Consider the following 13,622-nt stretch of genomic DNA (forward strand, 5'->3'; position numbering starts at 1 on the left):
AATTATTTTAATATTTATCAATCATACGGTCTGTACTATGAAAAATGTGTTAAATGTTAAGATTTTTTTGTGCACCTAGGTAAGGTAATTGCAATCTGTCATTTCAGTGCATAATGTACAACTGTATGAACATTTGCTTTTGTTAAGGTAATTCACACAGCAAATGGTGTCATTCCAGCGCGTGACGCTGGAATCCAGCTTTCTATGCAACCTCATCAAAGACATTTATTTAGTACAGATTAGCTACTTTTTACGCTCACCAAATCAGTTTGCTTGCTCACAACCTGGATGCCAGTGCCTATGACACCCTTCCTAGTGAAAGTTGCTCTCAAATCGCAATGTTCATGCAGTTGTGCACACAATACTAGAACCCAGAAAAAACATGTTTAGATTGGCTATTCGAACGACATTAGTTGTTAGTTATGCAGCTAACAGCTCCACTATTACAACATTTGTTTACTGTTATGTCTGTAAGATACCCTACTATACCACCTAATGCTGCACCTGCAATTCCTAATAATACAGCAGTTGCAACTACTCCAATAGCAACAATCTCAGGTATAATTCCTATTGCAGCTAGTGTGGCTCCTACAGCACCAAATAATAATGCTAAGCCTATTGTCCATCCTCTCGAAGAAATTCCTGAAGGCTGTTTTTGTGGAGAATTACGTTTTGGATTGCCTACTATAGGTGGCTGATTATCTTGCTTTTTTGGCTGTAGATTATTATTAGTTCCATTACTGACAGGTGTTTGCTGCAATGGAACTGCACTGCCTGTAACCGTTTGTAGGCCACCATTTACTGGTTGCTTCTGTTGTGCAGAAGTTGGGGTAAATGGTTGTGTAGTGACATTGCTTGCAGTCGGTTGTTCTAAAATTTGCTCATTATCACAGTTAATAGCCACATTGCTACCCACTTTTGATTGAAATGATTCGGTAAACACTACACTGTAATCTACATCATCAATTATTGTTTCTGAAGTTAGATCTGGATTTTGATAGTAAGTTATAGTAGCAGTGGATACTTTAGGTTTACCTTTTATCGTCTCTTTTACTAATCTTTTCTTTTCTATTGTACACACATTAAACTGATCAGAAAAACTAAAAGTTAATTTACCTTTAAGTTCCCTTTCGAAATCACTCACAAAGCTATCTTTAAAATCAAATGGAACAGAGATGTGCTTTCCACCTAGAAAGATCTCTCGCATGCAGAACTTATTAGGGGCTGTTTTAATACGCTCACCTTCAAGCTCCATAACCTCTTTGATAGCTAGGTACATTATACCTTCAGCTATTTTTGGATTGATTTTATTAATCAAATTTCTGATATACTCTTTATCTTCTTCAGCCACTATAATAACTCTAATGTTAAATCTTTCACATAAGTATTCGTTAGGAATTCCATACCTACCTCCACCTATAAATACTCCTCCAATTCCATCTCCTAAAACTACTATTGGAATAGTAGATAATCTATCATATGCTTCTTCCATAGATCCATCATCTTTCAAAAGCTTATTAGCTTTTTCCATAACACTTTTGTCTACACTTTGTTTATGATATTTTTTAAGGTATTTTTCACAAAAATTATTATAGCTATAACTGTGTTTCTGCGTTACCATTTCTGCGTAGCGAAATGTGTTAAACAAATGCGAGCTTTCATTATTAAGCCCAACTGTTGACACACTATTTTGGCTCACTGTGTTTGGATAATGGGAACCTGGACCATATCTATTTTTCTCATATATCAATTCGCCTGCAACAACAGGTATTCCCCTTACTTTCATTTCATTTTTTGGTAGTAATTGGCCATTTGTAAAAGCAAATGCTGAAAAAAGTGCCCAAGCATTGGTACCGTGTGAAGCAAAAGTTCTCTTATCAATCACATTACTGCGTGCATTCAATCTAACTTCAGGGTGTTCCCTTTTAAATTCCTCACTTATCTCAAACAATTGTTTTCCCGACTCGCTTGGTCTTCTGTTCTGCATAAAGTTCTTATGAAGTTCAGAAAATTCTATTAGTTTCTGTATATGAGCCTCTTGCATATTTACCATCCTAGCCAAATAAACTTACATAATACCAGTTTAACCCACAAAAATCAAGCAAACAAATCCTTAAAACAATGCTAAACTCAATCACTATGGCAAGAACAGTTGACGTATTACTACCACTTCCAATTGATCAGTTATTTTCATATGCAATTGAGGAAAATACTGAGATTTTACTTGGAGATTACGTAGTGGTGCCATTTGGCAAAAAACGCTTAATCGGAATAGTTTGGAAATACAGTGATAAAAGTAACCGAGAATTAAAATTTATTGAGCAAAAAATCGATTTACCAAATATTAGACCAAAATTGATCGCATTTGCAGAGTGGGTTGCGCAGTATAACTTAATACCTATTGGTATGCTTGCCAAAGTGATAATGGGAGGAGTGCTAAAAGTAAACCAAATAGACAAATTGATTTGTGCTAAGCAGAAGCAGGAAATAAGTGAAATAAGTTGCCAATTAAGCCCTGAACAGCAGGTAGCTAGTGATGAAATAATAAGCAATTTGAACGAATATTCAGTGACTTTGCTTGACGGTGAGACAGGATCTGGAAAAACGGAAGTTTATCTCTCTGTGATTGCACAATTGATTAAGAATTACACTGCCGTTCCAAATGCTGCTCAAACTTTACCATCCCAGTGCCCAGAGACACAACTGTACGAACATTGTGATTTAGGTCCACCAAGAGGGTGTCATCCCAGTGCCCAGACACTGGGATCCAGTTTTTCATATAACCTCATTACAAATGTTTATTTTAACTTAAGACCAATACCTAATTTACAATCAAAATTCCTGGATTCCAGTGTCAAGCACTGGAATGACACCTTTGTACTCAAGGCAAAACCCACTGTAACATTTAGCATACCGTCTTTGCCACGTACTAGTATGACACCAGAACGTGTTGAAATGACATCAGGAGAAGGTAATGCACAAGTTTTAATCCTCCTACCTGAAATTGTTTTAACTTCACAATTGGTAAATCGTGTTCGCGGTCAGATATCAAAAAACTTAGTTGAATGGCACTCAGGACTCACTCCAAAAACTCGCCGGAATAATTGGCTCAATATAGCAAGTGGAAATGCGCAGATAATTATTGGTGCACGATCAGCACTTTTTTTGCCTTATAAAAACCTAAAATTGATTATCGTTGATGAAGAGCACGACTCATCTTTTAAACAAGAACAGGGAATTATATATAATGCTCGAGATATGGCGATAATCTTAGCCAAATTTGAAAATATTCCGATTATTTTATCATCAGCTACTCCACTGCTTGAAACAATTCATCATGTTAAAAGCGGGAATTACAATCATGTAAAGCTAACTAAGCGATTCGGTGGTGCAGAATTGCCACTCATTAAAGTAGTGGATATGAGAAGCAACAAGCAATGGATCTCCGATGAGCTTTTTGAAAGCATCAAACAAACCATAGAGAAAAAACAGCAGGTTATGCTTTTTCTAAACCGCAGAGGGTATGCACAACTGGCAGTTTGTAAAAAGTGTGGATATAAAATTTCCTGCTTAAATTGTGCTGTTTGGCTTACATATCACAAGAAAAAAAATGCTCTTTTGTGCCATCATTGCTCTTATCAATTGAAACTTCCAGAAAAATGTTCTAATTGCCAAGGTGAACAGTCATTGTCCCTTTATGGCGTAGGAATTGAAAGGTTGCTTGAAGAAATGGTGAAATTAATACCAAACGCAAAAACTGCGATGATAAGCAGCGATCAGAAGTCGGTTAGTAACGTAATTGACTTGGTACTGAAAGAAGAGGTGAACATTATAATCGGCACACAAATAATTGCTAAGGGGCACAATTTTCCCAAATTAACTTTGGTTGGAGTAATAAATGCAGATTTGAGTCTCGAAAATTCTGATTTAAGAGCAGCGGAAAAGACGTATCAATTGTTGCACCAAGTTGCAGGCAGATCAGGAAGGTTTAATGAAAAAGGAATGGTAATAGTGCAAACCAATAATCCTGAAAGTTCAATAATAAAAGCATTGCTGCATCAAAAAAGGGACTCATTTTATGAAATTGAACTTAAGTCAAGACGTGAAGCCAAAATGCCACCATTTAGCAGATTAATAGCGCTTATAATTTGTGGTAAGAATCAGATTGCGACACAAAAAGCAGCGAATGAAATAGTAAAATCTCTTCTCCGTCATCCAAGTAGCTCAACTACTTGTATCCAGGAAGAAAATGTAGGTGCAGACAAAAAGGAATTTGAAATTCTTGGCCCATCACCAGCAGCGATAAATTTTTTAAATAATAAGTATCGGTATAGGGTATTATTAAAAATACACAATAAGCACAGTCTATCCATACAAAAAAAGCTGAAATGTTGGATTAAAAATTGTAACTTGAATTCGAGTATTGCAGTGATAATAGATGTTGATCCTGTGAGTTTTTTTTAACGAGTTCCGTTAAGCCTTCTTGCCAATTACCACAACATTCTCACTGGGAAAAAAATAATCAGGTACAGTCATATTTTTTGGTGCGGGCCCCCCAATTACTCGGCCTGATGTATCATAATATGAACCGTGGCAAGGACAGAACCAACCATTACCATCTCTTGTAGCATGGTCAACCGGTACACACCCAAGATGTGTACATATTCCGATCATGATTAACCATTCATCTTTTCCTTCGCATACTCTTTGCTCGTCTGACTGAGGATCCCTCAAGTTCTTCACATTCACAGCTCTTGCAACCTCAATTTCTTGCTTTGTGCGTCTACGAATGAATACTGGTTTACCTTGCCACTTTACTTTTACTCCGTGTCCTTCCTGAATTCCAGACAAATTCACCTCCACTGTGGAAGTTGCTAGAACTTCAGCAGAAGGATTCATAGACTTAACCAGTGGCCAAAGTCCACTTGCAGCTCCTATACCCGCCATAGCGCATGTAGTTAATGTTATAAAATCTCTCCTACCCTTATTTTTAGTAAGATCTTTAACAGGAGGTGTTTTTTTATCCTCTTTGTCTACCAGTGGTTTTTTATTTTTAGTTAATTTTTTGTCCATTGATCTTTACTTAGCCATAAGTATATATTTTAATTTAAATACTGCGTATTAATCAACAAAAACTTGCGCTTTTTGTTTAACCTGTACTACGGTTGAGAAGAGATAGAGTTTTCAACTTCAAAAATACTATCTTCAGTGGAATCAGGATCTTCAATTTTCGCTACTGACACCACTTTTTCTCTACTCTCTGTTTTAAACAGAGTGACTCCTTGAGTGCTGCGTCCTGCAATTCTAATCTCATTGACCGAAATGCGAATTAACTTTCCTTTATCTGTAATAAGCATTATATTATCACCCTGCTCAACCGGAAAACTAGCAACAACATTACCGTTTCTGTTGGTAGTAAGAATATTGGTGATACCAACACCACCCCTGTTAGTTATTCTGTACTCATATGCAGAAGTTCTTTTACCAAAGCCATTTTCGGTAATAGTTAATATAAACTCCTCATTCACTGCAAGTTTTAAGAATAATTCGTTATCTATTCCTAAATCATTCGAAGTCTTTTCCAATTTAGAATCAATGGAGTTATTAATTGCAGTCCCCAGTCTTTTTGCAAGTGGAACTTTTAAGTAAAGTTCTTTTGTTTCTGTTGCTACACCTATCCCATTTAATATGGTCATGGATATCACGCTGTCATTCTTTACAAGTTTGATACCTCTTACGCCATCTGAATTGCGACTCTTAAATTGACGCACATCACTTACAACAAATCTGATACTTTTTCCAAGCGTTGTTGAAAGTAAAACATGATCAATTTCATTGCATACTTTAACCGATATTAATTTGTCTCCTTCATCGAGCTTTATTGCTATTTTTCCATTGCTTGGAATATAGTGAAAGTCCGCTAAAGAGTTACGCCTTATGTTTCCATAGGCAGTAGCAAAAACTATGTTTTGATTTTCGTCATTTTCACTTGGCAACGGCATTATATTAGTTATAGTTTCACCATTGCTAAGCGGAAATATGTTAACAAGCGCTCTTCCACGTGCAGTTGGTTCTGCAAGAGGCAACTTATAAACCTTTAATCTATAAACTCGGCCAATATTAGAAAAGAATAAAAGGCTAGTGTGGGTATTTTCAACAAATAATTTTGTGATCACATCCTCTTCTTTTAACCCCTGTCCTAGCTTTCCTTTTCCACCACGATGCTGAGTTTTGTAGTGAGAAAGCTTCACACGCTTGATATAACCATTCATAGTTACAGTTATCACCATATCCTCTTGTGGAATTAGATCTTCAGCTTCAATGTCCGTATCTGATTCCTCTATTGAAGTTTTTCGCGGCACAGCAAATCTGTTCTTTATTTCTTGTAAATTGTTTTTTATTTCCTTCATCAACTTCTCTTCTGAGCCAAGAAAAGCGATATATTCTTTTATCAGGTTGATCATTGAACTTAGCTCAGCTTCTAATTTGTCTTTTTCAAGGCCTGTTAAACGCTGCAGTTTCATATCAAGGATAGCCTTAATTTGTAGCTCAGTTAATCTATACACTCCATCTTTCAAAAAGCTTGCGCTATCTGAAATCAACTCAATAATAGTGTTGATTTCATTCGAAGTTTTCCATTCTTTATTTAAAAGTTCTCTACTTGCTTCCGCAGGATCTTTTGCACCGCGGATGATTTTTATCACTTCATCTATGCTGAGGACCGCAATGTAGAGCCCTATATATATATGAGCTTTTTCTCTCGTTTTTCTTAGACGAAATTCTGTTCTCCTGATTAATACTTCTTTTCTAAAATCAACAAAAGCAGCTATGATTTCTTTTAATGACATCAAAGCAGGCTTGTTGTTGTTGAGGACTAAAGTGTTAACACTAAAACTACTTTTTAGTGGAGTTAGTCCCAATATTTGATTAAGTATAAAACTTGCTTCAGCATTTCTTCTGAGGTCAATTACTACTCTAATACCAGACTTATCGGACTCATCCCTAATTTCTGTTATGCCATCAATTCTTTTTTCTTTTACAAGTTCACCTATCTTCTCAATTAATTTTACTTTATTTACCTGGTAAGGTATTTCATCAATCACTATTGCTTGCCTATCTTGTGGCAGGTCTTCCATGTGAGTCTTGCCTTGCACAACAATTGATCCACGACCCGTTGCAAATGCTGATCTTATTCCAGACCTTCCAAGAATCGTTCCCCCAGTTGGGAAATCCGGCCCTGGCATCACTTCAAGTAACTCATCCAAAGTAACTTCAGGATTATCTACATATAATATACAAGCATCTATTATTTCTCCAAGATTATGAGAAGGAATATTGGTTGCCATACCAACTGCAACACCACTTGCACCGTTTACCAGTAGATTCGGAAACTCTGCAGGCAGCACAACAGGCTCTGTTTCATTTCCATCGTAGTTTGGCCTAAAATTAACAGTATCTTCGTCAATATCATTTAGTAAAAAGTGTGACACCTTCTGAAGCCTTGCTTCTGTGTATCGCATTGAAGCTGGTGGATCTCCGTCTATTGAACCAAAGTTACCTTGCCCATCAATAAGTGGTAAAAGAAGAGAGAAATCTTGAGCCATTCTAACCAAGGAATCGTAAATAGCTGCATCACCATGTGGGTGATATTTCCCCATTACATCCCCTACTATACGAGCTGCTTTTTTATATGGCTTACCGGCATCGAATCCAGCTCTCGACATTGCATATAATATGCGCCTATGAACAGGTTTAAATCCATCTCGCACGTCAGGTATAGCCCGGCTTATGATAACGCTCATTGCGTAGGAGAGATAAGAATCTTCCAGCTCTTTTACTATTGAGATTGGTACTATATTATCCTGCATTTTCTATACTTTGATCGAAGTAATTAATAATACTAACATTTAGTTAAGCAAATGGGCAATGACAGACTTGAACTGCCGACCTCCTCGGTGTAAACGAGATGCTCTACCAGCTGAGCTAATTGCCCCTTTAGATGTAATTCTATAGTTCAATATTATTATTGTAAACAAAAATAGCGATAAATTGTATCCGTTCAGCAGAGTGGCAAAATAGGTAGACAAGGTGATCTAAAAAGATAATCATAGGGTAAATGTGAGGTAAGTCCTTACAATAAATGGTGTCATCCCAGTGCCCAGACACTGGGATCCAGGTTACTATATATGAAAAGTTATTATGTCTATATACTTGCAAGTGAACGAAATGGAACCCTGTATATAGGTATAACATCAAATTTAATTAAACGAATTTGGGAGCATAAAAGCAAAGCCATTTCCGGTTTCACGTCAAAGTACAATGTTAGTAAATTAGTCTACTCTGAGGAGTTTCAAGACATAAATTTAGCAATTAGTAAAGAAAAGCTTCTAAAAAGCTGGCAGAGAAAATGGAAAATAAACTTAATTGAAAAAACAAATCAAGAATGGAAAGATTTATATGATGAAATCGTATCTGGATTCCAGACTGGAATGACACCATTTGTTGCATAACTGTACGAACATTGTGATTTGGGCCTACCAGAAGGGCAATGCCTCTTATCCAAGTACCCTCTTCTTGTCATTCCAGTCTGGAATCCAGTTTTCCATATAATCTCATCAAAAATGTTTATTTTCTAGCTACTTTTATACTTATCAACTCAGTATGCTTACTTACAATTAAAATTCCTGGATCCCAGTGTCAAGCACTGGGATGACACCCTCCTGATGGGCCAAAATCACAATGTTCGTACAGTTATGCATTTGTTGTGCAAATTACCTTTGCAAACAAATGTTCGTACAGCTGTGCGTCACGCACTTTGCTTCAATATTTGCACATTAGCCACTCCCCTGAACAGATACGATAAATTAGATTTAGGTAAGCTATAAGCTTTTATGAAATCTTTGGGTGCATACTGTGGAGTTTTATAAATTTTAGTCTTGCTGTCACTTTGTATAAAGGTATTTTTTCACTCACATCTTTCGAAGTTGTAGCCATGTTCAACAACTTTAAGTAGAATATTGTAGCATTTTTAAAATCTGAAAGTTTATCTAGAATAACAGCTAAATTATAGGTATAAAAAATATTGTTTTCATCAAGGGAAATAGCAGTTGTCATATACTCCTTACCTTTTACATAATCCTCCTTTTTCATATAAATCAGACCTAAATTTGCTAATAAAGGAGCATAATTTTTATGTATATCATACAATTTTAACATTTCACTCAACGCCAGATCAGGATCATATTGTGAGATTATCGTCAGAAAATTTTTTAATATGTAAGGGTTACTAGGGTGTTCTTTTAACAGTCTTGTGTAAATCTCTACAGCTTTTTTGTATTCTTTATTAACGTAATAAATGTTCCCCAATCCAATTAAAGCATTTTTATGATAAGGAAACTTTGCGATAATCTGATTAAGGAGAGAAATAGCTGTCTCATTATCTCCTAACTCAAAAGAATCTTTTGCTTTTTTTAAAGTAGAGTATATGTCAAAACTCTTGCCAGAATTCTGCGCAATTTTGATATTAAATTTATCACTTTTTCTCTCAATAACATCAAGATCTTTATATTTTTTATCAGCTTTTATATGCTTGACAACACTATCAAAGGCCTTCTGTATCTCCAAATTTTCACTAGCATAGGTAACAGAAGACCTACATAAAATCACAATGCAAATTAACATGCAGACAAACATAGATCCTAGTGTTGTGGCATTGGCTGCAGCGTGTAACCAGTAAACCTTATTTTTTTGAGCTATGCGCAACACATTACAAATTTATAAATGCTAAATTACCTATCTCATACAATAATAAAGATATTATTAATTAGCGGGACGAACATGCTGTGTTGCCTTTTAGAACGCACTTATCTTTTGTCTTCTATATTTTGCTTTATTAGACTTCTTGCATAACCCAAACTTAAGTAGAAAAAAGGCAAATAGTTAATATAGCTCTAAGTTTACCGATGATAAGAACCGTCATTCAAGTAGCCCCTCCCTGCCATCTAAGTAGCCTTCTTCTCCTGTCATCCCAGCACCTTCTTCCTGTTATCTAAGTAGCTGACTACTTGGATCCAGAAAACTTAACTTTAAATAAGTGGCTGCATCTAGATTCCAGACTGGAATGACAAGGCTATAAGCGTCAACACTGGGTTAGCCCAAGCGAGACGTCATACCGCCACGAACCGTCATACCGCCGCGGTATCTCTAGATCCCGCTAACAAGCAGCGGGATGACGAGCTTATCGTCATTCCACCACAAACCGTCATACCGCCGCGGTATCTCTAGATCCCGCTAACACGTAGCGGAATGACGATTGTCAGGCTAGCTGTCATCCCAGTTTGGAATCCAGGAAAAAGAATGGTGTCATCCCAGTGCCCAGACACTGGGATCCAGGAAAGTTTGCTTGTTTACAAGCAAACTAGCATAGAAAGTGGTTACAACGTTTTCGATGAGATTATATGGAAAACTGGATTCCAGTGTCAAGCACTGGAATGACATCACAGGGGCACTGGAATGACACCTCTCTTGGGCTCTTTTAGCTATAAACATTAAGAAATTTACCAAATAAAAAAAAAGGCAAAAGAAGCCCTGGGGTTATTATCCGCTTTAAAATATTGGCGTTTTTTATGTTTTAAACGCTTGACAAGCGAGATTCAGCCGCTTTTAATTGCAACTAACCTACGCTGCAAATGTTTAAGAAATTTACTAAGCAGAAAAAAAGACAAAGAATCCCCGAGTTAGCTAGTCCTTTACTATCTCTGTCGAGTATTGGCATTTTTTGATGTCTTGTAACGCTTTATAAGCGCGTTCAGCTTATTTAGATAAAAATCTAGATGTAGATGAAGTTTTGTAAAGACATACAGTATCTATATACTGCAAAAAATTGAACATAAGACGCCGATACATTAAGTAATCCTTACCTTTTAATCTGCAGATTGGCGAAAGCAAATACAATAGCTTCAGTTTCATGATAAGAGGGCTGGCAAGGCTTGTCAAGGAAGTTTTTTCGTTTCTACTGAATGACAATTGTGGTTTGGGAGGTGATGCAAGAAGTCTATTTCCACAAAAATGCTTCAATTTATCTTAACATTTTGTCAACTACCTTTGTAGGAATGACAATTTAAAAGGGCATCTTTACATATTCCATATGGCTGCCAGTTGCACCCTTCACATGCGTAATCAAATTTCTTTAAAGACATTTTCTCTCTAATCTTTTTTACTGCCTCATTCCAAGTTAAAGCCTCGCCAATTTTTATTCCTAAAATTTCCATATGCCTTCTATCTAGCTGTAAAACTTTAGCTTGTGTGGTGCATTCACCTTGTTTAGTCTGATTTGGACAAGCACTACAGATACTATCAAGGTTACCAACTACTTCGATTTGAGTGTTAGGATCACTAATTACTTTGCTTGCTATCTTTTTATAATTTTCTACAAAACCCTGAGAATACCCATATCCCCGAAACGCGAGGGTGCACATAAAATGATGAGGGCGAAATTTTATCATTTTTTCAAATATTGCAAAGCTGCTACAAGTAGAAAAATTTTTACCAAACCAGGAAGGATAAATGGTAAAACACCCACCATTATTGCTTGTTCCAGACCCAAGTAAACAGCAAGCCAACTGGTACCACATATAAAAATCATAGCTGTGCCAACTATACAACTAAAAGAATTGCGCGCGAGTAATTCACATTTAAGGCTTAAGAGTTCATTTACTTCGCCCATCACTATGACAGCAGCTAAACAGCCAATTAAATATCCACCTGTTGGTCTGAGAAAAATGTGATAACCACCAGAAAAATTCGCAAGAACAGGCAATCCTGCTGCACCAAGTGATAGATATGTAAGCACAGAATAGAATGCTGTTCTGCGGTTAAATTTAAGCCCAATAAGCATTACTCCTAAAGTTTGCAATGTGATAGGCACAGGCTGCAATGGTATGCTTATTTGAGCCATCAAGAATAAAAGTAAAACGCAAGACAATATTTCAGCCAGTGTTGATCTACTGCTAGATTGTGTTATAAACATACCTTCCCAATAAAAATAACTTATAAAATGTAATATATATAAGAGGTTTTGCAATTTAAATTTTGCTTATATTGTGCTACAATGAATTATTTATGCACTATTAAATTAAAAATGATAAGTAAACAAGATCTATTATCGTTGATGAAAGCAAGACACAGCGGACGTTCATACGATCCTACAAGAGCAATATCTCAGGAAGACATGGATATTTTAATGGAAGCTGTAAGGCTGACTCCCTCATGTTTTGGTGATGAACCTTGGAGATATGTGATATGCAACAAACAGAACAATCAAAGCGCATGGGAAAAGCTGCTAAATTGTCTTGATGAATCTAATCAAAAATGGGCAAAAGATGCACAAGTGTTAATCATATCTTTCAGTGCTAAAAATTTCCGCAAATCTGGTAAAGGAGAAAATCTTTGGGCTAATCACGACACTGGTGCAGCGAATTATGGACTTATGTTACAAGCTGCAGCTATGAACTTAATGGCCCATCAAATGGGTGGATTTGATAGAGATAAAATAGTGAAAGAGTTCAATATACCCAATGACTTTAACGTAATGTCAGTGATAGCGGTTGGTTACGAAGAAGAGGGTGCTGAAATCAAAGAGAAAAAAAGAAGGTCAGTAGAAGAAATATTTTTCTACGATGAGTGGCCAAAATTCTGAAAATTTTATCAAAATGCACGGTACTGGCAATAATTTTGTTATCATAGACTCACGTTCAGCAAATGATTTAAATTGGAACTATAAAAAAATTGCTAACCAAAACGGTTGCGATCAAGTCATAGTGATAACAAACTCCAGTTTAGCCGATTGCTTTATGCATATCTATAATGCTGATGGTAGCAAAGCTGAAATGTGCGGAAATGCAGCACGTTGCGTTGGATATTTGCTAATGTCAGAAAAAGGTGCTGAATACTCCATTATTGAGCTAACAAGCAAACGCATTTTAGAGTGTTTTAAAGTGGGTGATAAATCCATAAAGGTTAACATGGGTAAACCTTTGCTAAAATGGCATGAAATTCCCTTGTCTACTGAGTGTGACACTCTTCACTTACCTATAGAGCTTGAAATGCTAAAAGATCCTGTTGCAGTAAATATTGGCAATCCTCACATAGTTTTTTTTGTTGATAACATAAGTGAAATACCATTGCGAAATTTAGGACCAAAGCTAGAAAATCACGCATTATTTCCTCAGAAAATTAATGTTAGTATTGCACAAGTTGAAAAGTCTGGAGAAATAGCTTTAAGAGTTTGGGAAAGAGGTACAGGCATTACTGCATCGTGCGGTAGTGCTGCCTGTGCAGCACTTGTTGCATCCACACTACGTGGATATCTGGCTGCCCAACAGACTTCAGTAGATTTACCAGGAGGTAAGTTATTAATCGAATGGGCAAATAACGTATTCATGACCGGTGATATAGGATTTTTGTGATAATTGTTTTCACAATGCAAAAACCACTTGACAAACTTCGCCAGCCCCCTTAATCATGATGCTGAAGGTATTCAGTTATCTTCATCTGTGCAGATTAAACAGCAAAAAAACAACGTAGTTGGCGTCTTATTTTTAATTTTTTGCACTATGTGCACC

11 protein-coding genes and 1 tRNA gene are annotated in these 13,622 nt (G+C 36.4%); 5 read left to right on the plus strand and 7 right to left on the minus strand.

What is annotated here, in order from left to right; genetic code table 11:
- Window positions 1-409 precede the first annotated feature (409 nt).
- The gene (locus ACJZL1_RS05450; protein WP_419247127.1) at window positions 410-2,044 is read right to left on the minus strand and encodes a hypothetical protein; all 1,635 of its coding nucleotides are present in this window, start codon (window positions 2,042-2,044) and stop codon (window positions 410-412) included.
- Window positions 2,045-2,121: 77 nt separating this feature from the next.
- Here ACJZL1_RS05450 and priA point away from each other — a divergent pair, with 77 nt between their 5' ends.
- The gene (gene priA, locus ACJZL1_RS05455) at window positions 2,122-4,464 is read left to right on the plus strand and encodes a replication restart helicase PriA (protein WP_419247128.1); all 2,343 of its coding nucleotides are present in this window, start codon (window positions 2,122-2,124) and stop codon (window positions 4,462-4,464) included.
- Between the two features lie 9 nt (window positions 4,465-4,473).
- Here the strand turns inward: priA and petA are convergent, their stop codons facing one another.
- The 3 genes from petA to ACJZL1_RS05470 all read right to left on the minus strand — a co-directional run bounded on the left by petA (window position 4,474) and on the right by ACJZL1_RS05470 (window position 7,993).
- The gene (gene petA / locus ACJZL1_RS05460; RefSeq protein ID WP_341818393.1) at window positions 4,474-5,073 is read right to left on the minus strand and encodes a ubiquinol-cytochrome c reductase iron-sulfur subunit; all 600 of its coding nucleotides are present in this window, start codon (window positions 5,071-5,073) and stop codon (window positions 4,474-4,476) included.
- Between the two features lie 86 nt (window positions 5,074-5,159).
- Window positions 5,160-7,868: a DNA gyrase subunit A gene (gene gyrA, locus ACJZL1_RS05465; RefSeq protein ID WP_419247129.1), complete on the minus strand. Its 2,709-nt coding sequence runs from the start codon at window positions 7,866-7,868 to the stop codon at window positions 5,160-5,162.
- 52 nt (window positions 7,869-7,920) lie between these two features.
- Window positions 7,921-7,993, minus strand: a tRNA-Val gene (locus tag ACJZL1_RS05470).
- A 193-nt stretch (window positions 7,994-8,186) separates the two neighbouring features.
- Between ACJZL1_RS05470 and ACJZL1_RS05475 the strand changes: the two genes are divergently transcribed.
- Window positions 8,187-8,510, plus strand: coding sequence for a GIY-YIG nuclease family protein (locus tag ACJZL1_RS05475; protein ID WP_265026250.1), 324 nt, complete (start codon window positions 8,187-8,189; stop codon window positions 8,508-8,510).
- 379 nt (window positions 8,511-8,889) lie between these two features.
- Here ACJZL1_RS05475 and ACJZL1_RS05480 read toward each other — a convergent pair whose 3' ends face one another.
- Entirely contained in the window at window positions 8,890-9,765 is an 876-nt protein-coding gene (locus ACJZL1_RS05480; RefSeq protein ID WP_419247130.1) for a tetratricopeptide repeat protein, read from the minus strand.
- Between the two features lie 540 nt (window positions 9,766-10,305).
- Here ACJZL1_RS05480 and ACJZL1_RS05485 point away from each other — a divergent pair.
- Window positions 10,306-10,494: a hypothetical protein gene (locus ACJZL1_RS05485; protein ID WP_265034466.1), complete on the plus strand. Its 189-nt coding sequence runs from the start codon at window positions 10,306-10,308 to the stop codon at window positions 10,492-10,494.
- 599 nt (window positions 10,495-11,093) lie between these two features.
- Here ACJZL1_RS05485 and ACJZL1_RS05490 read toward each other — a convergent pair.
- Window positions 11,094-11,504, minus strand: coding sequence for a DUF1284 domain-containing protein (locus tag ACJZL1_RS05490; RefSeq protein WP_265026253.1), 411 nt, complete (start codon window positions 11,502-11,504; stop codon window positions 11,094-11,096).
- A complete protein-coding gene (locus ACJZL1_RS05495; RefSeq protein ID WP_265026254.1) occupies window positions 11,501-12,028 on the minus strand; it encodes a biotin transporter BioY in 528 nt (175 codons plus the stop codon). Before ACJZL1_RS05495 ends, ACJZL1_RS05490 begins: the two co-directional genes overlap by 4 nt.
- An 81-nt stretch (window positions 12,029-12,109) precedes the next feature.
- Here ACJZL1_RS05495 and ACJZL1_RS05500 point away from each other — a divergent pair, with 81 nt between their 5' ends.
- Window positions 12,110-12,697, plus strand: coding sequence for a nitroreductase family protein (locus ACJZL1_RS05500; RefSeq protein WP_265026255.1), 588 nt, complete (start codon window positions 12,110-12,112; stop codon window positions 12,695-12,697).
- Window positions 12,678-13,466 carry a diaminopimelate epimerase gene (dapF, locus tag ACJZL1_RS05505; RefSeq protein ID WP_265026256.1) on the plus strand — a complete coding sequence of 263 codons (789 nt, stop codon included), beginning with the start codon at window positions 12,678-12,680 and terminating at the stop codon, window positions 13,464-13,466. The genes ACJZL1_RS05500 and dapF overlap by 20 nt, the downstream gene beginning before the upstream one ends.
- Window positions 13,467-13,622: the final 156 nt, after the last annotated feature.

The sequence above is a fragment of the Wolbachia endosymbiont of Rhagoletis indifferens genome (assembly GCF_048537595.1).
Lineage (GTDB): Bacteria > Pseudomonadota > Alphaproteobacteria > Rickettsiales > Anaplasmataceae > Wolbachia.

Bases quoted from the DNA above. Each gene is read 5' to 3' on its own strand.
- petA (WP_341818393.1), bottom strand. From the start codon at position 5,073: ATGGACAAAAAATTAACTAAAAATAAAAAACCACTGGTAGACAAAGAG.
- ACJZL1_RS05475 (WP_265026250.1), top strand. From the start codon at position 8,187: ATGAAAAGTTATTATGTCTATATACTTGCAAGTGAACGAAATGGAACC.
- ACJZL1_RS05450 (WP_419247127.1), bottom strand. From the start codon at position 2,044: ATGCAAGAGGCTCATATACAGAAACTAATAGAATTTTCTGAACTTCAT.
- ACJZL1_RS05485 (WP_265034466.1), top strand. From the start codon at position 10,306: ATGACGATTGTCAGGCTAGCTGTCATCCCAGTTTGGAATCCAGGAAAA.
- ACJZL1_RS05495 (WP_265026254.1), bottom strand. From the start codon at position 12,028: ATGTTTATAACACAATCTAGCAGTAGATCAACACTGGCTGAAATATTG.
- ACJZL1_RS05500 (WP_265026255.1), top strand. From the start codon at position 12,110: ATGAATTATTTATGCACTATTAAATTAAAAATGATAAGTAAACAAGAT.
- dapF (WP_265026256.1), top strand. From the start codon at position 12,678: ATGAGTGGCCAAAATTCTGAAAATTTTATCAAAATGCACGGTACTGGC.
- priA (WP_419247128.1), top strand. From the start codon at position 2,122: ATGCTAAACTCAATCACTATGGCAAGAACAGTTGACGTATTACTACCA.
- gyrA (WP_419247129.1), bottom strand. From the start codon at position 7,868: ATGCAGGATAATATAGTACCAATCTCAATAGTAAAAGAGCTGGAAGAT.
- ACJZL1_RS05490 (WP_265026253.1), bottom strand. From the start codon at position 11,504: ATGATAAAATTTCGCCCTCATCATTTTATGTGCACCCTCGCGTTTCGG.